Here is a 21,632-nt window from a genome sequence, read left to right as displayed (position 1 = left end):
CATAGTGAGGTAGTCTCTTTGTGTTTTAATTATGGGTCAAAACTCCGGGGTTCCACCCGTTCGATCCACACGGCTGGAGTCTTCGTTACGGGTTGCCGTGTGGCGAAAGTCTTCCTTCGCCACGAAGTGTTCCTTTCGGGTGGGTGGCTCGGCGATACTCTCCACTGGAGACTATCGTGACTTTCGTATACCGAACACGGAAGTTAAGACCTCCAGGGCCGATAATACTTGGGGCGCAGCCCCCTGGAAACGTAGGTCATCGCCAGGTAAGCAAGCAATTTAAAGTTCATCAACCAGTAATCGATTTTTGTCTAACAGCCTTATCCGTTATTGATCGAACTAATTCACTTCTGGATGTCACCTCCTTGGAAGCAGAAGAACCGTCCCCATGCTTCCGTGAACAAAATAAAATTAATGTTGTAAAATTTAGATAAAGATCAAAGATATAACTGGTCTGACCACCGGACAATGATGTATAATAAGACTATCAGGCGAAGAGGGGGGCTAGTGTATGAACTTGAAGCTTACTGATTTCATTGCTCAAAAGATAGTAGAATTCATCCATGGAAAAAGCGGATTCGCTGTTATCGTATGCGATGATGCAGGGACAATTATTGCGGATTCGGCTGAAACTAGAATAGGGATTGTACATACAGGGAGCAGGCAAATATTAACGACTAACACTGATTCTGCTGTTGTAACAAACGTTGATGCTGAAGCATCTGGAGGTCGTCTTAAAGAGGGATTCAGCCTAGCGATTAAAGTGGACGGAACAAAAATTGGCACGTTTGGTATTGCGGGGCCACTGGCGATTGTCCAACCTGTTGCCTCAATAGCTGCTGGCATGGTAGTTATGATGTTAAGGGATGAAGAATTAAAGGATGTAATTCGTAAACAAGTCCAAGTTTTGAGTACTTCGGTCGAACAAGCTGCCAGTGCTGTGCAACAAACTGCCGCTTCGGCTCAGGAAGTAGCTTCGATTAGCCAAGCCATTGCTAAAGAGGCTGAAGAAGGGACAAATCAACTTCATTTCACCTCGGAAATTTTAGAGCTTATTAGGCGTGTGGCTAAGCAAACTAATCTCTTAGGATTAAATGCTGCAATCGAGGCAGCCCGGGCGGGTGAACATGGTCGTGGTTTTTCCGTCGTTGCAGGTGAAGTCCGTAAATTAGCGGATGAAAGTAATCGTTCAGCTAATGAGATTAGTGGGATTTTGCTGGAATTTCAATCTATTATCCGAAAAATCACGGAGAGTTCTCTCCGTAATAGTGGGATCACCCAAGAGCAAGCGCATTCCAATCAGGAAATTGCCCAACTAGTTGAAGGGGTACAACAAGTGTGTCGTGAATTGCAATCTTTGGCTTCAAGTCTATAGATAGAAATTATTAGCTCTTTTCATCCATGACCCATAAAAAACGAGAGTATTGGTTAGAATGCACTTAAAGAAATCAAATTTTAGGGGGATGTTTTCTATGAAAGTTTTCTTGGCTTATGGAAAAAATGGCTTAAACGTTGACCTTCCTGAACATACAAGAGTTATCGAACCCACTCAAGTGGAGTCGCCAGAAAACGACCATGAGGTTGTGTTGAACGCTCTTCGCCACCCAAACGGTACAAACCCCCTAAGAGAGATGGTTAAATCAACTGACAAGGTTGTCATTGTGATTAGCGATATAACCAGACCAACTCCTAATCATAAACTAATTCCTTGGATACTTGAGGAACTTCCTCATGTCCCCATAGAGAATGTTACGATTATTAACGGGACAGCAACTCATCGTGACCAAACTAGAGAAGAATTTGTTGAGATGTTAGGGCAAAAGGTCGTAGATACTGTTCGTATTATCAATCATCATTGTCACGAAAAATCGGAGCTTACGCACCTTGGAACAAGTCGCTTCGGCTGCGAGGTATACTTAAATAAAGAATATGTAGAGGCTGACTTTAGAATTGTCACGGGATTCATCGAACCTCATTTTTTTGCTGGATTTTCGGGAGGACCAAAGGGAATTATGCCAGGGATAGCGGGAATCGAAACCATTCTTACGTTTCATAACGCCAAAATGATTGGGCATCCGTTGGCAACTTGGGGTATCCTTGAGAAAAATCCTCTCCAAGAGATGACGAGAGAAGTGAATACTTTTTGTAAACCTGATTTTCTCCTTAATGTTGCCCTGAATGGAAAAAAAGAGATCACCAATGTTTTCGCTGGCGAGTTGGCTGCAGCTCATACTACGGGATGTGCTTATGTTAAAGAACACGCCATGATTAAGTGTGATCAGCGCTTTGACGTAGTCATTACGACGAATTCTGGCTACCCTCTTGATCAAAACTTATATCAGGCTGTGAAAGGTATGAATGCAGCCCAAAAGATTGTCAAACAAGGTGGAACGATCATATGTGCTGCAGAATGCATAGAAGGTATGCCGGAACATGGTAATTTTGTTAAGATCTTAGATATGCGAGAAACACCGAGTGAACTCTTAGAAATGATTAACGAACCTTCTTTTCAAATGTTTGATCAGTGGGAAGCGCAAAGACTGGCTATGATTCAGGAATGGGCAGATGTTTACATGTATTCGACGTTGCCTGAGGAGTCAGTAAGGATAGCAAAACTTACCCCTATAAAGAGTATTGAACAGACTTTGAGGGAATTAACAGAGAAATATGGTGATAACATGAGTATTGCTGTGTTACCACTTGGGCCCCTAACGATTCCTTATGTGGAAGAATAAGTTTAGGATATTTTCAAGTGTTTCTAGGTATCGGAAGTATTTAGAATGGGTGGGATGGGTGTCTATTTTCAAAATAGATGCCCATTCTTAATTTGCATCAGTCTGTAAAAGGAAAATGAATGTATGAAATGGCAAAATGCAACTTTGAGCACCCAGAAATGATACAATAGGCGGTGGAACATTAAGTTAAAGGGGAAGTAAAAAAATGAATACTGATCAAGAGAGAGTGGATCTGCAAGAGATACTAAGAAAACGAGTTTCGTTGCGGCTTTATGCTGAACGGCCAATCAAGGATGAAGACAAAGATTTGATAATAGAGGCTGCGATGAGGGTCCCGACACGTCTCAATGAGAAAGATTGGGAAGCTATGTTCGCATCCCGTGCCCAGGGATTCAATCCCAGTAATACCTTGGGAGCTAAGAATTTTGGGCAATGGATGTATGCACGAAAAACGGGTTCTGACTACTCAGCTGAGATGGCTCGGTCTGTTCGAATAGCTATGGAAAATTGGCGTGGAAACCATATGGACAAAAATGAAAAACAACCGTAATAACTAGGAAACAAGAAACTAGTAAGAACTTGAAAAATAATATAGAAAGAGCATGAGAAATAAAACTAGAAACATAACGAGAGACGGGACGAGCGTTTTTGTTACGATCGTCCCGTTCAGAAATATCAGAAATAATTTTGGGTCGAATTCTATTTTCTAGTCCATGATATCTGCACCTTGTTCCGCCATTTCCTTCTCGGCATAGGTTATCATTTTCTTGACCATGTTCCCCCCAATTTGACCTACTTCGTGAGTTGTCATATTGGCAAAACCCTTTTCTTGAATATCATCGTCTAATTGCAGTTCTTCTGCTACTTCCCATTTAAGTTTATCCAACTGTTTTTCGGATTCAGGAACTTCAGGTGTATTACGACTCATTTGACCATCCTCCTCTTCAGTTGTTTTTTATTGTAACATTTATTATATTGTCCATCAGGTAAGATAATATACACCTATATTAGACATAATTGAGAGGATCATTTGTGATGAAATAATGAACTCTTGTAAACTAAAGGATATTAACCCTTTCTGTCGAAATATTGATAATATCCAGAAAGACCTTGTACTCGAAGATAGATGGATGATAATCAAAGACCGGGATAGTTGTTACAAACATAGAGGAGGGACGATGTGCACGAAATGTCTTTGATGGGAGGAGTCTTTGAGGTGATTGAACAGACCCTCTCCCAGCATGAAGTAAAGCGAGTGCTACAGGTTAAACTAAAAGTTGGAGAACTTACGAATGCAGAACCGGATGCCCTACTTATGGCTTTTGAAGCCTATACCAAGGATACCCTATGTGAAGGAGCAAAGCTGATCGTGGAGCGCGTTCCTTTGCGCGGTCGTTGCCGCAATTGTCAGCATGAGTTCACCGTAAAAACGATGTTTTTCCTCTGTCCGAACTGCCAAAATACCAGCATTGAAGTGATTCAGGGAGAGGAACTTTTACTTGAAAGTCTGGAGGTTGAATAAATGGAATCTAGTCGACGTGAAATTGAAGTGATGGCTAATTTACTCGGTTCAAATGATATGCAGGCTGAAGTAAACCGTGCCCATTTCCGCAAGAATCATTGTTTAGCCATTAATGTCATGGGCTCGCCTGGAGCAGGGAAAACGTCACTTCTTGAAAAATCGTTGCCTCATTTAAACGTGGACCTGAATGTGGGGGTTATTGAGGGAGATATCTTTACAAGTAAGGATGCAGATCGCATTGCCGTTCACGAGGTACCGGTCATCCAGATTAACACGGGTGGTGCCTGTCATCTGGACAGTAAAATGGTGAGTAAGGTTTTGCCGGAATTTGATTGGAATGTCATGGATCTCATGGTTATAGAAAATGTCGGGAATCTCGTTTGCCCGGCAGACTTTGATCTAGGAGAAGCGTTTAAGGTTATTGTTTTGAGTATTGTCGAAGGGGATGATAAGCCCGCTAAATATCCCGTGATCTTCCGCAATGCCAAGGCGGTTGTTCTTAATAAGATGGACCTTGAAGGGTTGACTGACGTTAATATGGAGACTATGAGACAAGATATTCGGACCATTAATCCGGACATTTTGATTTTCGAAGTTTCTTGTCGCAACGGTAATGGCCTTAAAGCGTGGACGAGTTGGTTAACTCAAGAAGTCAAGGCCTATCAGGGAAACAAAGGTTGATTCTTTATAGGCTCTTCAAAGTCAATAATACTAAGGGCCAGAGATAGAACAGACGTACTAAAAGAGTACATGGCTACATGTACTCTTTTAGTACGTCTGAGTTTCGTAAGAAACTAGCAATTTACAGGATAGTTTGTGTTTGTGCCCACAGGGGCATGGGGGTTTGGTCAAAAAAAGATTAACGTTTCCCAGCAGAGATATAGGGGAAAACGTTAATCTGCAAATTGCGACAGTTTAGATTGTTACAGTCATCGTGCCGTTAAAGCCGAAGCGAATTTCCCTTCGCGCTGTATGGTATCGATCTCCTTGAGAACGAAGTCTGTAAGGCGGGGGAATAGAGCTTGGATTTCCGGGCTAATGTCCATTCCCCATTCTAAACTTTTGGGCTGAACACCAAAAATTAAGGTTTGTGGGGCCTGCCCGAGTACTTTGGCCATGGCAAGTACCTCAATAATTCCGATTTGGTGAAAGGAAACTTCGTACTGTTCAGGAAAAACTTGAAGATCCCCTGGTTGAAAGCGAAACAATGCACCAGGCTCATCTTTAGCGTTGATCGCATCGACGACAATTAGAAAGTCGACTTCTTGAATCAGATGAACCAGTTCAAGTCCCGCTGTGCCTCCTTCGAGGATCTCTACATTTTCAGGGAGCGGCCTCTTCGCTAGTTCGTCCAAAAAGCGGACGCCTAAACCTTCGTCAGACATGAGGATGTTTCCTACCCCCATCACCATAATTTTTGGTGAATTCATCATTAAATTCCCTTCTTGTGTTCAGTTTTGCCAAAAAACATTAGCCAGAACATTTCGTAAGCTTCTGTAAAGACGAGGTATACATGAATCGCGATGATGGCGATAAACAACCACATGATGATATAGTGGATCCCTCGAACAGCAGCGATTCCTCCAAAATAACTTGCATAGCTACCCAGCTTGACTGGCCAATAGAGAATTAATCCGGTAATAGCCTGAAAGACAGCCATGATGGGCATTGCAATATAGGCTAACTTTTGAAGTGGATTATACTTGCCGGTTTTCGGATGCTTACCGATAAACAGATAATACTTCGTTTGGGGCCAGATGGTCTTAATATCTTGGCCAGTGAGGAAAAAGGAATCATAATCCTTATACTTGCCAAAAAAGGAATAGTAGAAACGTACAATCCCATTAATAATTAAAAAGAACATAAAGATAAAGTGTAGGTTGCGGATTAAACTCATGGGCATTCCGGGAAAAGGGGAATGTATAAACCAACCTGTAATAATTAGAACCAGGAAATTTATCAGATTGATATAGTGACTTACACGATCAAATAGGGGATGGTCTAATGGGTTAGCCATGTCCTTTCCTCCTTTTCTACCAGCCAATCCTGAATTTTTGCACGTCGTTGGTTACTGGATCGATGAGGTGAATTGCACATGCAAGGCATGGATCATAAGAACGAACTACCCGTACAATATTGACTGGATTTTCGAGGTCGGGAACTGGAACGCCAATTAGGGCTTGTTCAAGCGGACCACGAACATTCTTGTCATCTCTTGGTGAGAAATTCCAGGTGGTCGGAACAACCATTTGATAGTTCTCGATTTTATGATTGGCAACTTTGACAAAGTGGCCGAGTGAACCTCGGGGAGCTTCAGTCATGCCTGCACCTTGTCCAGTTGTCGGAGCTTCCCAATGATCAGTATCATGGATACGGAAATTAGATCCCATTTCTTTCTCTAGAGCATTGACCCAATTAAACATTTCCTTAGCTAGAAGGAGGGTTTCATAAGCACGTGCTGCATGACGTGCGACAGCACCGGGTTTAATATTATACGTCGAAATTATCTCCATAAGACCCTTTGGTTGCATAACTAGCATTCGTGCAAGAGGTCCGACTTCCATCGGTTTGCCATCGTAACGAGGAGCTTTAACAAAGGTATAGGCGTCCTTTTTCTCCAAATCGGGTATGGTGTCCTCTGTGTAAGGTGTTTTACCATTAGCACTGGCTTTATACCAAGAATATTGAACATCTTCTGTAATTTTGGCTTCATCGACCGGTAAAATTTTGCTCAAATTGCCATCCATAATTACACCGGCTTTTAGGAATAAGTCTTTCCCGGCATCGTCTAGGGCAAAACCGCCGTACGATAGATAATTGGGGCTGCCTCCACCGACACCTGCCTGAGCTAATGGTAAGAGTGGCCCAGTACCGAACGTTAACACATCTTGCAGATAAGTCTTTTCAATAAATTCAAGCTGTTCGACAAGCATCGAACGGAATTGTTCCACCACTTCAATAGTAGGAAGCATAGTTACTCCACCCACGACAATGGAAGATTGATGGGGTTGTTTTCCGGCAAACAGTGCGGACATTTTCTTGGCTTTTGCTTGCATCTCCAAAGCTTTAAGGTAGTGGGCGACGGCCATGGTCACTAATTCCGGATCATTGACACTGAATTCATCCGGCTTGTAGCGAGGAGTTAAGGGAGCAGTATCTCCAGCTGCAACGAGCTTTACGACTTTATCTTTAACCGCTAGAAGTCCTGGATCTTTTCCTTGATATTTCGCTACAGCCATGACATCCAAGTAGTCTAGGGCACTCAGGTGATAAAAATGCAGTGGATGGTCATGTAGCCACATTGCTCCAATGATTAGATTGCGGATAATCCTACCACCAGCTGGAACGTTAGCCCCAAAGGCTTTGTCCAAGGCTAAAGAGGAAGCCCAACCGTGGGATCCTGCACAAACTCCGCATACACGCTCAGTAACATACGTAGCATCTCTTGGATCACGGCCACGGAGCATGGGCTCTATTCCCCGGTACATGGTTCCGATGACATGCGCTTCAGAGATTTTGCCGTTCTCGACTTCTACTTCTATTCGCAGGTGTCCTTCGATACGTGTTAAGGGATCGACAACAATCTTTGTCATCTTATAAATCCTCCTTGTGGTCTTTGTGAGTCAGTCTTCCGCTGGCGGCTGTGGCAATTAAGTGGACACCGAGACCCACTGCGGCAGCTCCTCCGATAACTGTTCCGACGGTATCGGCATTAACTTGGCCAATGCCCGGAAGTTTAAAGTTCTCTTGTTTTGAATACAATGGGCTAAATTCTTTATAAAAGCTCCTTTCAGAACATCCTGAACAGGGTGAACCTGCATTAATACAGAAGTTGGCGTTGTCGTTCCACCATACTTGCGCACAGTCAGTGTAAGTTTTCGGTCCTTTGCATCCCTTTAGAATGAGACAATATTCTTTTTGTTTTGGGTCATTCCAATCGGTTAGGAATTCGCCATTTTCAAAGTGTCCGCGTCGTGGGCAGTTATCATGTAATAAGGTTCCGTAGAAGGCCAAGGGGCGATTTTGGGCATCGAGCGGTGGAACCTTCTGATACGTCAAGTAATAAACGATTGTGCCTATTAATGTTGTAGGTTTGACGGGACAACAAGGAAGGTTAATAAGTGGTGTGGTAATCCCTTCGGCTTTGAGGATTTCCGATACCCCGACGGCACCAGTGGCACAGGCGCCAGGAATTCCACCCCCCTCAGATGCGCAACTACCAACGGCGATAATCGCCTGAGCTTTTTTGGCAGCCTCTATCAAGGTTGTGCGGAAAGGTTTTCCTCCTACCATACAGAAATGGTCTTGCTCTTTTTTGGACGGACTGGAACCCTCTACGACGAGAATAAACTTGTCTTTGAGTGCTTCTTGATAAGCTTCTTCGGATTTATTTCCTGATCCGGCCATAATGGTTTCATGATAGCGAATGGAGATCATATCTAGAATGAGTTCGGCGGCCGAAGGATTCAAGGTGGCAATGGTCGATTCGGTGCATCCAGTACAGTCCATACCTTCCAACCAGATTACAGGGGGTTTTTTTAGTGCTTGTTCCATTGCAGTAGCTGCTTGAGGGACAAAAAGTTCGGGTAATCCAAGTGCCGCGGTCGTTGCTCCGATAAGCTTCATGAAATCACGCCGAGAAACCCCTTTAACTTTAAGTAGATCGAAATTTCCCATAATTCGTAGAACACCTCCTGAATATGTTGTTGTCTCCTTGGTTTGTGGATGGCAAGTCTAATACCAAAAACTATTAGGCTTAAAAACATTCTAGACTATTTTTGTTGAAAGTAGGTTAAATAAAAGCATTTAAGAAAACAATGGTTATAACTTAAAACATTTCAATACAAATGGCTTAGAAGGGTTGGGGGCAAATGACTATTCAATTGGTAATAATAAGTAAAATAAAGTCTCGGCACTATAAGTCTTTGCTGACCAAATTCAGATTTCCACCCCCAATTTAGTTCTCTAGCTTGTTTTCTGAATATTTCCTAAATTAACCCAATTATATTATGCAAATTGTGTGCCAATAAATAAGGGCTCAAAAGTGGTATTTGCGTCTAATAATTAGACAGTTCAGTTTTCTTTTCCTAGCTATATCATGTCCTAACACCCTTTCTAAGCTCATCCCAACCTTAAGTGTCTACATGTTGGACATGTACAAAATACAGACACTCATTTTAGATAAGCTTAATCTATTAAGCCATACTCTTTAAGTTTCAGGTAAAAAGTTGCCCTAGGTATCCCTAGAGAGTTGGCTGCGGCCGCGCGGTTATTACCCGTAGTGAGCAAAGCTTGGGTTATCATTTTCCTTTCCAGATCCTGGATTGCAATTTTAAGGGGTCGAATCTCCGTAACTGGGTGATTCTCAACAACACTACTTAAAAATTGTGGTAAATGATACACTTGGATCACATTATCCTCAACTGTGTACAGCAGTCGTTCAACCATATTTTGTAGTTCTCGGATATTTCCTGGCCAATTATATTGAATTAGGCAATTTATGGCCTCTTCCGTGAAGATCTTGGGTGAAAGTTTTTTAGTTTGAGTAATTTTATGCAAGAAATTGATAGCTAGCGGTGAAATATCCTCCTTGCGTTTCCTAAGCGGGTCAATATTAATGCTAATTACATTTAAGCGATAATAGAGGTCAGCTCGAAACTTTCCCTCTTTAACCAGCTGCTTAAGATCGCGGTTAGTAGCAGCCATAATTCGGGCATTCAATTTTATGGTTCGTGTACCCCCTACCCGCTCAAACTCTCTTTCTTGTAGAACCCGTAAAAGTTTAGCCTGAAGAGTCAAGGACATATCTCCTGTTTCATCTAAGAGAATGGTTCCACCTTCAGCTATCTCAAACTTACCACGTTTGCCACCTTTTTTGGCCCCTGTAAAAGCTCCCTCCTCATATCCAAACAGTTCTGATTCCAGGAGGGTTTCTGGCAGAGCTGTACAGTTTATTCCGATAAAAGGATTATCCCGCCGCTTACTAAGAAAATGAGTAAAATGGGCAAAAACTTCCTTGCCTACGCCACTTTCACCAAGAATTAAAACGTTGGCATCATTGCGACTGGCTTGGACTGCCAAACGACGCAATTCGTTAGTACTTTTGCTCTCTCCGATCAGAAATTGCTCATTCTCTTTATAGACCTTTTTGAATTCCAAGCGCTCTTTATAGATTTCAAATTCACCGCGGGATTGTTCCAACAAATGGGGTAGACACATATCTATTTCCGCTAAGCCTTGGTAGACTGCTACTGCTTTTTCCTGGCAAGTATTATAGCCACAAGAGCCACAGTTAAGCTCATCTTCAGGTGTGAATTTATTAGTAAAGCGTAAAATCTCCTTAATCTCAGTCGAAGTAGGTTCAGGCAAAGGATTATAGCGGTTTGTAAAGTGACGTTCTAAGTTAAACAGAGGATATGTTCCCAAACTGTCTTTCTCTTTGCTTTGGGCATACTTTAAAATACAGTGTTTCCGGCTGAATAAGTCCAGAGGACTGTCCATTTCCGGTCCATCGATACACCCTTTGCACAAAAGTATATCAACAAAACGGAATTTCACGTTTCCGCTATTAAGCCCGCTTGTTAGGTTCTGCAAAAATAGTAAAGAGTCATCTTTTCCGTCTACGACGGCAATCTCTTCTTCTCGAAAAAGAATCCCCTTAGGATCAAGGTTGCGGGCTAGACCGCCACTAATGGGAAAAAGCGGTGGCAATGAACTAATGCCCTCTGGCACAGTTTTGTATGTGCGATCCTGCTTGTCATGTAATCCACGGGAATCAAACATTCTTTTTAATTCCTTAAAGGTGAGTACAGAATCAAGAAAACCAGTACCAAAATCGATCATTTCTTGCTTTTTGGCAATACAGGGCCCGATAAAAACTATTTTTGACTGGGGATATTTCCAGGATGCGTATTTGGCTGCCGCTAAAACAGCAGAATCCACCGGAACCAGATAAGGTAAGAGGGATGGGAATTGCCGCTCAATCATACCAACAATTGCCGGACAAAATGAACTGATGGCCATTTTAGGATTCGTAGTCAGAAATTCCTGATAAGCTGGTATTGTTAATTCAATACCGTGAGTCACCTCTAATACATCTGTAAAGCCTAACTCATTAAGTGATTCGAAAAACTCATTTGGCTTCAAATAGTAAAAGCTAGCAGGAAAAGAAGGTGCCAGTAAAGCCACAACTTTCTCTCGACCCAAAAATTTTTCTGTCTCTGCGACATAACTGACAATTTGTTTGGCATTTTGGGGACAGACTCTGACACAATTGCCACAACTGATACAACGTTCTTCAACGACTCTTGATTGACCCGATTCTACCTTTATAGCCTTTACTGGACAATTCCGCACACAGGAATAGCAGGCCTTGCATTTATCTTCTATAGTGCTAACGACTGACATTTAACATTCCTCCTAGGGGTCTCAATCCAATAAAGGCGTGTCTAATTTTTGTACACTTTTCTCTAGCATAAAGGCAATATTCCTTATTTGTCAAGAAGATCCTATTTTGTCGTAGCATCCCCTTGAAGAACATAGAGCGAGGCGTGTACAATAGAAGGGCGGAACCTGAAGAATTAATATAGGTAAGCTTGAAAGCGGGTCGTATAATAATGAAAATACAAGCAATAGCTATTTACTTCAATGGTATTGTTCAAGGGGTAGGCTTTCGACCGTTTGTTTTTAAGCTAGCTGAAGAACTAGGTATTAATGGGTGGGTAAATAACTCCAGCCATGGTGTAACAATCCATGCAGAAGGAAATAATCTGGACTTGTTCTATCATCGTTTAATTAGGGAAGCCCCTCCTTTGGCGCAAATTGTGACAGCACGATCCGTTGAGATAGAGCTTGCTAACTATGGGACGTTTGAAATTGTTGGGAGTGAAGCGGAGGAGGGGGCGGACGTCTTAATTTCGCCGGACGTTGCAACGTGCGGAGATTGTCTTAAAGACATGGCTGACCCTAAAAACCGGTATTACAAATTTCCTTTCACAAATTGCACGAATTGTGGTCCTCGCTATACAATTATCCGTGATGTGCCTTATGATCGAGCCCTAACGACTATGTCTGAATTCCCAATGTGCAACTCGTGTGCAGTAGACTACAAAAATCCAAGGGATCGGCGTTTTCATGCCCAACCGGTTGCCTGTGAGGAGTGTGGACCAAAGGTTCAACTCATTGACGCAATGGGGCACTTGCTCTCAGGGATTGGCATCGATCAACTGGCACAAGGTGGGATTATGGCGGTAAAAGGGCTAGGGGGTTTTCATCTCGTTTGTGATGCTCGAAATGTTCAAGCTGTACGTCGTTTGCGTGAGCGCAAAGAGCGGGGGGCTAAGCCTTTTGCTTTAATGGCACGGTCTATAGAAAAGGCGTGTGACGAGGTGTTCATTGGCCCTGAGGAAGAGAAATTGTTGCGGAGTTCGGCTGCCCCTATTGTTGTTCTGGAACGGCAGCTTAAGCAGGTGAATTCTTTACCAGTGGACATTGCGCCAGGTATTCATACGCTAGGAATTATGCTTCCCTATACGCCTTTACACCATCTTTTATTTGAAGGACCGTATGATTTTTTGGTCATGACGAGTGCCAACCTCAGCGGCCGTCCGCTGATTTATTCAAATGAAGAAGCCATGGAAGCGCTTCAGGGAATAGCCGATTATTTTCTTATACATAATCGGGATATTTATCACCCGTGTGATGACTCTGTCCTTCAAGTGATTGGGGACAAGGCGGTTTTTTTGCGACGAGCCCGCGGCTATGTTCCGTTACCGATTCTAATGTCGTCCTACCAAGTCAAGACCCCACTACTCGGGGTGGGCGGAGAACTTAAAAATGCCTTTTGTCTGGCCTCTGGGGAACGGGCTTTTGTCAGCCAGTACCTTGGCGATATGGAAGGGTATGAAAATCTCCAACGTTTTCATCAAGAACTTGAATCTTTCCAAAGGGTCGTAAATATTACGCCGCAGGCGTTGGCTTATGATAAACATCCGAACTATCAACTGACGCGATTTGCCCTGGAACAGCCTTGTCCTAAACATTCCGTACAGCATCATCATGCTCACTTGGTGAGTGTTTTGGGAGAATGGGACAGAACAGAGCCTACCCTGGGGATGATCTGTGATGGAACCGGATTTGGGGAGGATGGCTGCGTTTGGGGCTTTGAGGTTTTGTATGGTAATGCCTCAGATTATGAGCGCAAGGGTCATTTGGAGTACTTGCCCCTTCCGGGTGGGGACGCGGGTGCCAAACATCCTTTGCGCATCGCTTATGCCTATCTTAGAACTCTTTTGGAGAGGGAGGCGTGGGAAAAGACGGAGCCCCTCTGGACAGTTCTTTCAGTTGATGAGCGACAGATCTTAGATCGCCAACTTGAAACCGGAATTCAAGTCTTCCAGACGTCGAGTGCTGGACGGCTTTTTGATGCAGTGAGCGGATTGCTTGGTGTTTGTAGAATGGTAACCTATGAAGGACAAGCTGCAATTGAGCTGGAAAGCGTTGCTTCTAGTTTTAGGCTGCAAAACCCTTTTGAAGACGTAGAGTGGCAGGGGAAGGTCAAGAGACCTTATCCGTATGAAGTGAGAGTAGAGAACTCACAATGCATCCTAAGAGTGGGGTCGCTGTTTGGAGAACTAGTTCGAGATTTTCTGCTCGGAGTGAGTCGAGGAGAAATTGCGTATCGTTTCCATCAAACAATCGCTCAGGCTATCGTCGATCTCGCGATGCAATCTCAGGTAGAGAGAGGCCCCTTAGTTCTAAGTGGCGGGGTCTTCCAAAATAAGCTTTTGACTGAAGCAGTCCTTAGGATCTGTCAAGATAAGGGAATTAAAGTTTTGCGTTCCCGAACGCTCCCTCCTGGGGACGGCGGACTTGCCTTCGGACAACTATTAATTGCGAATGAGGTGTTATAAGATGTGTTTAGCCATTCCCGCTAAAGTTCTTACGATGGATGGATCCATTGCCAAAGTAGATATGATGGGAAATGAACGGATTGTCAGTATCGATTTGGTGCCAGAGGTTAAGATCGGCGAATACGTTTTAGTTCATGCGGGATTTGCCATTGGAATTATCGACGATGAGAGCGCTCACGAAACTGAAGAACTTTTGTTGGAGGTAGCTGATGCCTATGAAGAAGGGAAGTAAGGATCTTGTGGTGAAGGCTGGTGACTATCTCTCAGAAATCCAGGCTTTAGCTCAGAGTCCGTTTACCATTATGGAAGTGTGTGGAACGCATACCGTTGCCATCGCCAAGAACGCACTGCGCGAGTTGTTACCGGACACAGTTCGCTTAATTTCCGGACCAGGTTGTCCAGTATGTGTGACCGATAGCAGTGATATAGACCGATACCTCTATTTGGCGGCCCAACACAATGTGATTACGGCAACCTTCGGAGATATGATTCGGGTACCGGGGACGGATAAGAACCTACAGACTTTAAGAGCAGAAGGGGCGGATGTTCGCATAGTCTATTCGACCCAAGATGCTCTAGAATTAGCCCGTAAAAATCCGGACAAAGAAGTTACCTTTCTGGGAATCGGGTTTGAAACGACGATTCCGACGGTCGCAGTGAGCTTAGTCACGGCGAAAGAAGAAGGAATCAAAAATTATAGTGTGTTATCCATGCACAAGGTCGTTCCCCCAGTCTTAAAATTATTGGCGGAAGACGATGAACTCGTCGTTGATGCCTTCCTTGATCCCGGGCATGTTTGTGCCATTATCGGCATAGAGCCGATTGAGTTTATGGCCAAAGACTATGGCAAACCAGGCGTTGTGACAGGGTTCGAAGCCCTCGATATTTTGGAAGCCGTTGTTATGCTCCTGCGACAGCGTGCAGAGGGGCGTTCGGAAATTGAAATTCAATATAACCGGGTCGCAAAAGCAGAGGGAAATCCTCATGCTAAATTGATCGTCGAACGGGTTTTTGAGCCAGTTGATGCGTCATGGCGGGGCATAGGGTTGATTCCTCAAAGCGGCTTGGGCATTCGGGAAGAATATGCTGCTTGGGATGCGGCCAAGAAATTTTCCCTACCAATTTTTCATTCCAAGGAAACACCGGGTTGTCGATGTGGAGATGTTTTAAAAGGCCTTATTTATCCTACTCAATGTCCTTTGTTTGCCCGCCATTGCACGCCAATGAAGCCCGTAGGACCTTGCATGGTGTCTTCCGAAGGGTCTTGTGCTGCTTACTACCGATACTCACAGGGGAGTGTGAATTAATGGAACGCATTATGATGGCCCATGGAAGCGGTGGGCGGCTAAGCCATGAATTAATTCGAACCCTTTTTCAAAAACACTTAGGTAATCCCTACTTGGATCAAATGAATGATGCGACAACTTTGCCGGGAGGAGATCAGATTGCTGTAACGACCGACTCTTTTGTAGTTTCCCCGTTGTTTTTTCGTGGGGGAAATATCGGTAAGCTGGCAGTATGTGGTACGGTCAATGACCTAGCGGTCAGTGGAGCTATTCCTCAGTTTTTAACGCTGGCCCTTATTTTAGAAGAGGGCTTTCCCTTGGATGAATTGGAACAGATTATTAAGAGTGTTGCGGAGACAGCAGCCCAAGCCGGCGTTAGAATCGTTTGCGGGGATACGAAAGTTGTCGAACGCGGGAGTGCGGATAAGATTTTCATAAATACCACGGGGATTGGAAATATTACCAATCGTTTGGTTGGACCAGAGCACATTCGGCCCGGTGATGAGATTCTCATTACCGGAACGATTGGAGATCATGGGATTGCGATTTTGTCTGAGCGAGAAGGACTTGAATTTCAAACCCCAGTTGTTAGTGACTGTGCGCCTTTAAATGGACTTATTGATGCCTTTTATCAGCCAGGAGTTAAATGCATGAGAGACCCTACCCGTGGTGGTGTGGCTACGACGTTAAATGAATTAGCGCAACAAGCGGGTGTAAGCATGCTTTTGGAAGAGGTAAATCTTCCCCTCTTACCCAGTGTAGAAGGGGCATGTGGGATGTTAGGTCTTGACCCCCTTTATTTAGCCAATGAAGGAAAAGCCTTGGTCATTGTGGCGCCGGAAGTTGCAGAGGAAGTTCTCCGGAATTTGCAAGCTCAGCCACTAGGACGCTTTGCAGCTCGTATTGGGCGAGTTCAAGATGGGAAGCCGGGGCTCGTATTATTAGAAACCCTTCTGGGGGGAAAACGGATTGTTGGCATGCTTGAAGGTGAACACCTTCCCCGTATATGTTGAGTATTAAGAGGAGGGTATTATGCGGATAGCAGTCATTGATGGGCAAGGTGGTGGCATTGGGAAACATATCGTAGAGCAGTTGCGCAAACGACTTCCCGAGTTGGACATCCTGGCGTTAGGAACGAATGCTCTTGCTACTGGTGCTATGTTGCGCGCCGGAGCCACTGAGGGAGCCTCTGGGGAGTCCGCGATTTGTTATAATGTCGATCGAGTAGATATCATTGTCGGCTCGGTTGCTGTTATGATGGTCTATGGTCTGTTGGGAGAAATCACTTCGGCAATAGCTGCCGCTATTTCTGCCAGTCGAGCGGATAAATTGCTTCTCCCGATTCAACGAGGGAATATTCTACTCGTGGGAGTCCCCCGCGCTCCCTTGCCCCACCAGATTGAAGCTTTGGTTGCGGAAGTAGAGAAGAGACTTAGGGGATAAGAATCATAGCCACTTCCAAGACACCCACGCTGAAGTCTCAATGTTCAGCTTTAGCTGAACGGGTTCACTTGACAATGGACCCTGTTCTTTGGTATTATTAAATCATAGTAAATTGATATGAATTAGGGGGATTAAACATGAAAGTCGTTGAATCTATTACTGATTTAATTGGTCAGACTCCATTGGTCCGTTTACGGCGCGTAGTTAAGCCAGGAATGGCTAACGTTTATGTCAAAGTTGAATCGTTTAATCCTGGCGGGAGTATAAAGGATCGGATAGCCTTGGGGATGATACGAGATGCTGAGGAACGAGGGGTGCTTCGTTCTGGGGGGACCATTGTCGAGCCGACAAGCGGGAACACGGGCATCGGACTGGCTATGATCGCGGCTGCCCGTGGTTATCGCTTAATTGTGGTCATGCCGGATACTATGAGTATTGAACGGCGGATGTTAATGGCCGCTTATGGTGCTGAATTTGTGCTCACCCCTGGAGCAGAAGGGATGAACGGGGCGATCAAAGAGGCTAAACGCTTGATTGCCGAAAACCCGGATTACTTTATGCCACAACAATTTGAAAATCCAGCGAATCCAGAAGCACATCGTCGGAGCACGGCTCTAGAACTGCTCGAACAGTTGAACGAAATCGACGCTTTTGTTGCGGGGATCGGTACTGGTGGAACCATCACTGGGGTAGGCGAAATCATAAAAGCTCGTCGACCAGAACTGAAAATCATAGGTGTAGAACCAGCCTCTTCACCAGTTATCTCCGGAGGAAAACCAGGATCTCATAAAATTCAAGGAATTGGAGCGGGATTCGTTCCTGAAGTTTTAAACAAATCGATCCTTGATGAGCTTATTCAAGTGAGCAATGAGAATGCTTACGAGCTGACACGGCGTTTGGCCCGCGAAGAAGGGCTTTTGGTAGGCATCTCTTCTGGTGCTGCGATCAGCGCGGCCCTTCAGGTTGCGGAACAACTGGGAGAAGGAAAAAACGTGGTCGTAATAGCCCCGGATAGCGGAGAGCGGTATTTGAGCACGGATCTTTTTGCTAATCGGAGCTAATTCGATGTTCGTGATTCGAATATCGAAAAGGACCCTTACAATGCCACTAGAAGTAAGTTTCCTATATATTTCTTTACAAGAGAAATTAGCTTATGCTAAACTACAAACTAGTGGACTAGCATAAGGAGGAGTTTGTCATGTCGGGACATTCAAAGTGGGCAAACATTAAGCATAAAAAAGGTAAGGCAGATGCCCAAAAAGGAAAAATGTTTACTAAACTGGGCCGAGAACTGGTTGTTGCCTCCCGCGCTTGTGGGGGAGATGTTAACGACTTTCGGTTAAAGATTGCGATTGAAAACGCCAAAGCAGAAAATGTACCCAATGAAAATATTCAACGGGCTATACTTAAAGGAGCTGGCGGTACAGAAGGAGCAGTTTATGAAGAACTGCGTTATGAGGGGTATGGTCCTGGCGGAGTTGCCGTTATGATTGATATTTTGACCGATAACCGCAATCGTTCGGCGGGTGAAGTTCGCCATATTTTCTCTAAAAATGGAGGAAACATGGGTGAGACTGGGTGCGTTAGTTGGATGTTTGAAGAAAAGGGTCAATTAAGAATCCTGCGTGAAGGACTTAAGCATAGCGAAGATGATTTAATGATGATGGCTTTAGACTCAGGGGCTGAGGATTTCGAAACGGATGAAGACGGGTTTGTTGTCTACACCGCTCCTGAGGCTCTGGAGGGTGTGCGTCAGGCTCTTTTAGATCAAAAGATCTCTGTTGTGGAAGCTGTGGTCAGTCCGATTCCTCAAAACACCATAGAGATAACGGATGCAGACCAGGCGCGGAAGATTGTGCATTTGATGGATACCCTAGAGGAACATGATGATTCACAAGGGGTGTATTCCAATTTCGAATTGGCGGGCGCCTTATCTGATGAGGATTTTTAGGTAAGGCTAAAGCTATTATAGTATCACGATTAAAATATGCCCTCCTGGCAAGACTACAGCTAAGAAAACAGTGTCAGGAGGGCTTTTTGTTATGTCTCGATGGAAAGTCATGAGTATGGTTCTTGTTCTAGGCTTGGGAATTGGCAGTATCGTACCAGCCGTGACGTCTTGGTGGTATGCCAAAGAAACGGTCACTAGCACGTTGAATGTCACGAAGGCAGAAGCGGCTTTAGCTAATGAATCTTCAGCGAAGAGTTGCTATCATTTTAAAATGGAACAAGGAGTGCTATCCGTTGTCGAAGGAAACCTTGGATCGAATGGCAAAGTCATTGCGACGGGATTAAAAGTCCAGTCTTGGCCGAAAGGGATTTTAGACATGGTATCTAAAGTTGAGTTCAATTCTTTAGATGAAGTCCAATCGTTTATCGATACGGTCAACGAACCTTTGTTGCAAGAGTAGAAGTGGATAAAGGAAGGGAATCGTCCGTCTTCTGTCGAAATCTATTAGCTTGAAAGGAAGACGTGTATGATTATTCTAGGTATTGACCCCGGAACGGCGATTATGGGGTATGGTTTGATTGAACAAAAAGGGAACCACTTAAAGGCCCTCACATATGCTTGCTGGAGAACTCCAGCTCACATGCCCTTAGCCGAGCGTTTGTTAATTTTACATGAACAAATCGATCCGTTTCTTAGGGAATATCATCCCGATCATATGGCGATTGAAGAGCTGTTCTTTAACCGTAATACCACGACCGCGCTGGCGGTTGGGCACGCTCGTGGGGTGGCCATGTTAGCCAGCGCCCAAAATAGGATTCCGGTCTATGAATATACCCCCTTGCAGGTTAAACAAGCGGTCGTAGGATATGGAAGGGCGGACAAAAACCAGGTCCAACAAATGGTCAAAGGGTTATTGGGGTTGGATCAAATCCCGAAGCCAGATGATACAGCAGATGCCTTAGCCATTGCCATCTGTCATGCTCATAGTCATGCTTTGGGCCGGAGAATGGAGGAATTTCGATGATTGGGATGCTGCGGGGTACGGTTTGGGAAATTCAATCAGAGCGTTTAGTACTCGATGTACACGGAACGGGGTATCTTCTAACCGTGCCTCATGGGCTGTTAGCTAAGGCATATCCTGGGCTAGAACTTGTTGTTTACACCCATGTCGTCATGCGGGAGGATGATTTATCCCTTTACGGTTTTTCTTCCATAGAAGAAAAACAACTCTTTCTGGAAATGTTGAGTGTTTCGGGCATTGGGCCTAAAGCAGCTATATCCCTACTTTCAACCTTTGGCGCAGTCCAGATTGAAAGTGCCATTGCTAGTGAAAATCTTAATTTATTAACGAAAGTTCCGGGTATTGGTAAGAAAACGGCGCAACGACTCATTCTGGAACTGAAAGAAAAGTTCAAAGGGCATAGTTCTTTTTCAACGGAAGGGGAATCTTTCTCAGATCCATCTTCGCATGCCCACTCTGAAGCGCATCAAACCTTACTTGCCTTGGGTTTTGGTCTAGATGAAGCGAGACAAGCACTGGGTCAAGTCCTGAAAGATGGTGGGGATTTAACGACAGAAGTGCAAGTAAAAAGGGCTCTACGTTTACTATCAGGGAGCAAGTGAATGGTTAATATCGAAGATCTAGAAGAGAGGAGGGCTGAAAAATGGAAGAACGTTTGGTTGCTCCCCAAGAACAACTCTCAGATCAGGAAGGGGAAGGACTGCGACCCCATCGCATGAACGAGTATATTGGACAAAAGAAAGTCAAAGATAATTTGGGCATTTTTATTCAAGCTGCTGCTACCCGTGGAGAGGCTTTGGATCACGTCTTATTATATGGACCACCCGGTTTGGGGAAGACGACGCTCGCTAATATTATTGCGGCAGAAATGGGTGTTAGTATACGTACCACTTCAGGTCCGGCGATTGAACGACCAGGGGATTTGGCTGCTATTCTTACCGGTTTAGAGCCCAGGGATGTTTTATTTATTGACGAAATACACCGTTTGAACTCGACGACTGAGGAAATTCTCTATTCGGCAATGGAGGATGGGTGTCTGGATATTGTCATCGGAAAAGGGCCAAGTGCTCGTTCAATCCGCTTGTCCCTGCCTCCATTTACCTTAGTGGGAGCCACTACCCGTGCCGGGCAGTTAACGTCTCCCTTACGTGATCGCTTTGGCGTTATCAGTCGCTTGGAGTTCTATGAGGTTGAGGATCTAAAAGAAATTATTCTGCGTGCAGCAAGTATTTTGCGGTTGAGTATAACGGATGACGGAGCAGAAGAAATTGCCCGTCGTTCTCGAGGGACTCCAAGAGTGGGGAATCGCTTGTTAAAACGAGTAAGAGATTTTGCCCTAGTTTGGGAAGACGGGGTCGTCACACAAACAATAGCCCGAGAAGCGCTTAATCGCTTGGAAGTCGATCCTATGGGGTTGGATCAGATTGACCAGAAAGCACTAAAGACCATTATTGAAACTTTTGCTGGAGGTCCAGTCGGCCTGGACACACTCGCAGCCACCATTGGGGAAGAGTCTGTGACCCTTGAAGATGTTGTCGAACCATTTTTACTCCAAATGGGATTTTTGCAGCGTACCCCCCGTGGACGCATGGCGACTGCAAGGGCCTATCATCATCTAGGATATCCCCTTCCCCAGAGTCAGGAACTTTTTTCAGAAGACAAACTATAACGCAACTAAGAGCATATAAGGGGAGAAAAAAGGGTAATCTGAACATAGCAAACTTGGAATCTTTCCAGCCATCAGGCGCAAGAAGATTCCTTAG

The 21,632-nt window shown here is 44.5% G+C and carries 23 protein-coding genes; 17 read left to right on the top strand and 6 right to left on the bottom strand.

What is annotated here, in order from left to right:
- The 4 genes from DSOL_RS28425 to DSOL_RS09275 form a co-directional block, all read left to right on the top strand.
- Positions 1-180 (top strand): hypothetical protein (locus tag DSOL_RS28425; protein ID WP_207649619.1); only part of this gene is annotated, 180 nt, incomplete at its 5' end.
- Positions 181-511: 331 nt separating this feature from the next.
- Positions 512-1,375, top strand: a complete 864-nt coding sequence (locus tag DSOL_RS29515) for a methyl-accepting chemotaxis protein (protein WP_139314417.1) — start codon at positions 512-514, stop codon at positions 1,373-1,375.
- Between the two features lie 97 nt (positions 1,376-1,472).
- Entirely contained in the window at positions 1,473-2,735 is a 1,263-nt protein-coding gene (gene larA / locus DSOL_RS09280) for a nickel-dependent lactate racemase (RefSeq protein ID WP_075364585.1), read from the top strand.
- A gap of 205 nt (positions 2,736-2,940) precedes the next feature.
- Positions 2,941-3,285, top strand: coding sequence for a nitroreductase family protein (locus DSOL_RS09275; protein ID WP_075364584.1), 345 nt, complete (start codon positions 2,941-2,943; stop codon positions 3,283-3,285).
- A gap of 156 nt (positions 3,286-3,441) precedes the next feature.
- Here the strand turns inward: DSOL_RS09275 and DSOL_RS09270 are convergent, their stop codons facing one another.
- Entirely contained in the window at positions 3,442-3,663 is a 222-nt protein-coding gene (locus tag DSOL_RS09270) for an alpha/beta-type small acid-soluble spore protein (protein WP_075364583.1), read from the bottom strand.
- Positions 3,664-3,915: 252 nt separating this feature from the next.
- On the opposite strand from DSOL_RS09270, the gene hypA reads away from it, so the two are divergent.
- Positions 3,916-4,257 (top strand): hydrogenase maturation nickel metallochaperone HypA, encoded by a 342-nt coding sequence (hypA, locus tag DSOL_RS09265; RefSeq protein WP_075364582.1) that lies wholly within the window; start codon positions 3,916-3,918, stop codon positions 4,255-4,257.
- The gene (gene hypB / locus DSOL_RS09260) at positions 4,258-4,938 is read left to right on the top strand and encodes a hydrogenase nickel incorporation protein HypB (RefSeq protein WP_075364581.1); all 681 of its coding nucleotides are present in this window, start codon (positions 4,258-4,260) and stop codon (positions 4,936-4,938) included.
- Between the two features lie 248 nt (positions 4,939-5,186).
- Here the strand turns inward: hypB and DSOL_RS09255 are convergent, their stop codons facing one another.
- From DSOL_RS09255 to DSOL_RS09235, 5 genes are all read right to left on the bottom strand, one after another.
- Entirely contained in the window at positions 5,187-5,687 is a 501-nt protein-coding gene (locus DSOL_RS09255; RefSeq protein ID WP_075364593.1) for a HyaD/HybD family hydrogenase maturation endopeptidase, read from the bottom strand.
- A gap of 2 nt (positions 5,688-5,689) precedes the next feature.
- Positions 5,690-6,274, bottom strand: a complete 585-nt coding sequence (cybH, locus tag DSOL_RS09250) for a Ni/Fe-hydrogenase, b-type cytochrome subunit (RefSeq protein WP_075364580.1) — start codon at positions 6,272-6,274, stop codon at positions 5,690-5,692.
- A gap of 16 nt (positions 6,275-6,290) precedes the next feature.
- Positions 6,291-7,850 carry a nickel-dependent hydrogenase large subunit gene (locus DSOL_RS09245; protein WP_075364579.1) on the bottom strand — a complete coding sequence of 520 codons (1,560 nt, stop codon included), beginning with the start codon at positions 7,848-7,850 and terminating at the stop codon, positions 6,291-6,293.
- Position 7,851: 1 nt separating this feature from the next.
- Positions 7,852-8,934 carry a hydrogenase small subunit gene (locus DSOL_RS09240; RefSeq protein ID WP_075364578.1) on the bottom strand — a complete coding sequence of 361 codons (1,083 nt, stop codon included), beginning with the start codon at positions 8,932-8,934 and terminating at the stop codon, positions 7,852-7,854.
- Positions 8,935-9,444: 510 nt separating this feature from the next.
- Positions 9,445-11,664, bottom strand: a complete 2,220-nt coding sequence (locus DSOL_RS09235) for a sigma 54-interacting transcriptional regulator (protein ID WP_075364577.1) — start codon at positions 11,662-11,664, stop codon at positions 9,445-9,447.
- Positions 11,665-11,873: 209 nt separating this feature from the next.
- Between DSOL_RS09235 and hypF the strand changes: the two genes are divergently transcribed.
- The 11 genes from hypF (at position 11,874) to ruvB (ending at position 21,538) form a co-directional block, all read left to right on the top strand.
- On the top strand, positions 11,874-14,168 hold the full coding sequence (gene hypF / locus DSOL_RS09230) for a carbamoyltransferase HypF (RefSeq protein ID WP_075364576.1): 2,295 nt from the start codon (positions 11,874-11,876) through the stop codon (positions 14,166-14,168).
- Between the two features lies 1 nt (position 14,169).
- Entirely contained in the window at positions 14,170-14,400 is a 231-nt protein-coding gene (locus tag DSOL_RS09225) for a HypC/HybG/HupF family hydrogenase formation chaperone (RefSeq protein ID WP_075364575.1), read from the top strand.
- Positions 14,378-15,475, top strand: coding sequence for a hydrogenase formation protein HypD (gene hypD / locus DSOL_RS09220; RefSeq protein ID WP_075364574.1), 1,098 nt, complete (start codon positions 14,378-14,380; stop codon positions 15,473-15,475). Before DSOL_RS09225 ends, hypD begins: the two co-directional genes overlap by 23 nt.
- Positions 15,475-16,467 carry a hydrogenase expression/formation protein HypE gene (hypE, locus tag DSOL_RS09215; RefSeq protein WP_075364573.1) on the top strand — a complete coding sequence of 331 codons (993 nt, stop codon included), beginning with the start codon at positions 15,475-15,477 and terminating at the stop codon, positions 16,465-16,467. Before hypD ends, hypE begins: the two co-directional genes overlap by 1 nt.
- 19 nt (positions 16,468-16,486) lie before the next feature.
- Positions 16,487-16,897: a DUF3842 family protein gene (locus DSOL_RS09210; RefSeq protein WP_075364572.1), complete on the top strand. Its 411-nt coding sequence runs from the start codon at positions 16,487-16,489 to the stop codon at positions 16,895-16,897.
- A gap of 137 nt (positions 16,898-17,034) precedes the next feature.
- A complete protein-coding gene (cysK, locus tag DSOL_RS09205) occupies positions 17,035-17,958 on the top strand; it encodes a cysteine synthase A (RefSeq protein ID WP_075364571.1) in 924 nt (307 codons plus the stop codon).
- A gap of 137 nt (positions 17,959-18,095) precedes the next feature.
- A complete protein-coding gene (locus DSOL_RS09200) occupies positions 18,096-18,848 on the top strand; it encodes a YebC/PmpR family DNA-binding transcriptional regulator (RefSeq protein ID WP_075364570.1) in 753 nt (250 codons plus the stop codon).
- Positions 18,849-18,939: 91 nt separating this feature from the next.
- Complete coding sequence (locus DSOL_RS09195; protein WP_075364569.1) at positions 18,940-19,308, top strand: hypothetical protein; 369 nt, start codon at positions 18,940-18,942, stop codon at positions 19,306-19,308.
- Between the two features lie 66 nt (positions 19,309-19,374).
- Complete coding sequence (gene ruvC, locus DSOL_RS09190) at positions 19,375-19,872, top strand: crossover junction endodeoxyribonuclease RuvC (protein WP_075364568.1); 498 nt, start codon at positions 19,375-19,377, stop codon at positions 19,870-19,872.
- The gene (gene ruvA / locus DSOL_RS09185; protein ID WP_075364567.1) at positions 19,869-20,471 is read left to right on the top strand and encodes a Holliday junction branch migration protein RuvA; all 603 of its coding nucleotides are present in this window, start codon (positions 19,869-19,871) and stop codon (positions 20,469-20,471) included. The genes ruvC and ruvA overlap by 4 nt, the downstream gene beginning before the upstream one ends.
- Positions 20,472-20,512: 41 nt before the next feature.
- The gene (gene ruvB, locus DSOL_RS09180; RefSeq protein WP_075364566.1) at positions 20,513-21,538 is read left to right on the top strand and encodes a Holliday junction branch migration DNA helicase RuvB; all 1,026 of its coding nucleotides are present in this window, start codon (positions 20,513-20,515) and stop codon (positions 21,536-21,538) included.
- The last annotated feature ends 94 nt before the right edge of the window (positions 21,539-21,632 follow it).

The sequence above is a fragment of the Desulfosporosinus metallidurans genome (genome assembly GCF_001936615.1).
Lineage (GTDB): Bacteria > Bacillota > Desulfitobacteriia > Desulfitobacteriales > Desulfitobacteriaceae > Desulfosporosinus > Desulfosporosinus metallidurans.
Note: the sequence above shows the minus strand (reverse complement) of the source record. Positions and strands in the feature narration are given on the sequence as shown.

Excerpts from the sequence above, each read along its gene's own strand:
- DSOL_RS09240 (WP_075364578.1), bottom strand. The coding sequence starts at position 8,934 with ATGGGAAATTTCGATCTACTTAAAGTTAAAGGGGTTTCTCGGCGTGAT.
- cysK (WP_075364571.1), top strand. The coding sequence starts at position 17,035 with ATGAAAGTCGTTGAATCTATTACTGATTTAATTGGTCAGACTCCATTG.
- hypB (WP_075364581.1), top strand. The coding sequence starts at position 4,258 with ATGGAATCTAGTCGACGTGAAATTGAAGTGATGGCTAATTTACTCGGT.
- hypD (WP_075364574.1), top strand. The coding sequence starts at position 14,378 with ATGCCTATGAAGAAGGGAAGTAAGGATCTTGTGGTGAAGGCTGGTGAC.
- DSOL_RS09210 (WP_075364572.1), top strand. The coding sequence starts at position 16,487 with ATGCGGATAGCAGTCATTGATGGGCAAGGTGGTGGCATTGGGAAACAT.
- larA (WP_075364585.1), top strand. The coding sequence starts at position 1,473 with ATGAAAGTTTTCTTGGCTTATGGAAAAAATGGCTTAAACGTTGACCTT.
- DSOL_RS09245 (WP_075364579.1), bottom strand. The coding sequence starts at position 7,850 with ATGACAAAGATTGTTGTCGATCCCTTAACACGTATCGAAGGACACCTG.
- DSOL_RS09200 (WP_075364570.1), top strand. The coding sequence starts at position 18,096 with ATGTCGGGACATTCAAAGTGGGCAAACATTAAGCATAAAAAAGGTAAG.
- DSOL_RS09195 (WP_075364569.1), top strand. The coding sequence starts at position 18,940 with ATGTCTCGATGGAAAGTCATGAGTATGGTTCTTGTTCTAGGCTTGGGA.
- DSOL_RS09270 (WP_075364583.1), bottom strand. The coding sequence starts at position 3,663 with ATGAGTCGTAATACACCTGAAGTTCCTGAATCCGAAAAACAGTTGGAT.
- cybH (WP_075364580.1), bottom strand. The coding sequence starts at position 6,274 with ATGGCTAACCCATTAGACCATCCCCTATTTGATCGTGTAAGTCACTAT.
- DSOL_RS09225 (WP_075364575.1), top strand. The coding sequence starts at position 14,170 with ATGTGTTTAGCCATTCCCGCTAAAGTTCTTACGATGGATGGATCCATT.
- ruvA (WP_075364567.1), top strand. The coding sequence starts at position 19,869 with ATGATTGGGATGCTGCGGGGTACGGTTTGGGAAATTCAATCAGAGCGT.
- DSOL_RS09255 (WP_075364593.1), bottom strand. The coding sequence starts at position 5,687 with ATGAATTCACCAAAAATTATGGTGATGGGGGTAGGAAACATCCTCATG.
- DSOL_RS09275 (WP_075364584.1), top strand. The coding sequence starts at position 2,941 with ATGAATACTGATCAAGAGAGAGTGGATCTGCAAGAGATACTAAGAAAA.
- ruvB (WP_075364566.1), top strand. The coding sequence starts at position 20,513 with ATGGAAGAACGTTTGGTTGCTCCCCAAGAACAACTCTCAGATCAGGAA.
- ruvC (WP_075364568.1), top strand. The coding sequence starts at position 19,375 with ATGATTATTCTAGGTATTGACCCCGGAACGGCGATTATGGGGTATGGT.
- DSOL_RS29515 (WP_139314417.1), top strand. The coding sequence starts at position 512 with ATGAACTTGAAGCTTACTGATTTCATTGCTCAAAAGATAGTAGAATTC.
- hypF (WP_075364576.1), top strand. The coding sequence starts at position 11,874 with ATGAAAATACAAGCAATAGCTATTTACTTCAATGGTATTGTTCAAGGG.
- hypE (WP_075364573.1), top strand. The coding sequence starts at position 15,475 with ATGGAACGCATTATGATGGCCCATGGAAGCGGTGGGCGGCTAAGCCAT.
- DSOL_RS09235 (WP_075364577.1), bottom strand. The coding sequence starts at position 11,664 with ATGTCAGTCGTTAGCACTATAGAAGATAAATGCAAGGCCTGCTATTCC.